This is a genomic window from Mesorhizobium sp. M7A.F.Ca.CA.004.04.2.1, assembly GCF_004022825.1.
Lineage (GTDB): Bacteria > Pseudomonadota > Alphaproteobacteria > Rhizobiales > Rhizobiaceae > Mesorhizobium.
The window spans coordinates 1-547 of the sequence record NZ_RZPH01001713.1; the positions used below are offsets into that span (position 1 = coordinate 1).

Genomic DNA, 547 nt, shown 5'->3' on the forward strand with positions numbered 1-547 from the left:
ATGGTAAAGAACGGCAAGCCCGCGCCGGACATCTTCCTCTTCGCGGCGGACAAGATCGGCGCCAATCCCGTTGACTGCATCGTCATCGAAGACTCGCCCTTCGGCATCCAGGGCGCGGTCGCCGCAGGCATGACGGCGATCGGCTACACCGGTGGCGGCCATACCTATGCCGAGCACGCCGCGCGGCTGACAGCTGCCGGTGCCGATTTCGTCTGCGCCGACTGGCAAGAAGTTAGCCGGCAATTGGCTAGGTTTGGTGTGCCGGCCTAGTTTAGACGATACTTTGTGAATCCACGGCTGGCCCATTCGCCAGGCGGCACCAATGAGCCCACACGGAAGTTGAAGGACAGGACCCTCGTCGCATCGGCGTCGACTTCGCATCGGAAATTTAGGTTGTACCAGGCGTTTCTGGTGCTGAAGGCGGCCTGCGGAGGATTGAGAACATTGCCTTTGTCCAGCGTAATGGTTGGCACCCATTTGACCGTATAGTCGGCACTTTGCAGTTCCCGGCTGAGGACATTGCCGCAAAGGGTGGCCACGCGTTGAC

General features: G+C 60.3%; 2 protein-coding genes. One reads left to right on the forward strand and one right to left on the reverse strand.

Annotation, left to right across the window (positions count from 1 at the left end; translation table 11 throughout):
• Positions 1-270, forward strand: a 270-nt coding sequence (locus tag EN893_RS37155) for an HAD family phosphatase (RefSeq protein ID WP_164901556.1), incomplete at its 5' end; no start/stop codon positions are given.
• Here EN893_RS37155 and EN893_RS37160 read toward each other — a convergent pair.
• Positions 267-547, reverse strand: a 281-nt coding sequence (locus EN893_RS37160; RefSeq protein WP_128362315.1) for a DUF930 domain-containing protein, incomplete at its 5' end; no start/stop codon positions are given. The two genes, EN893_RS37155 and EN893_RS37160, sit on opposite strands and share 4 nt — an antisense overlap.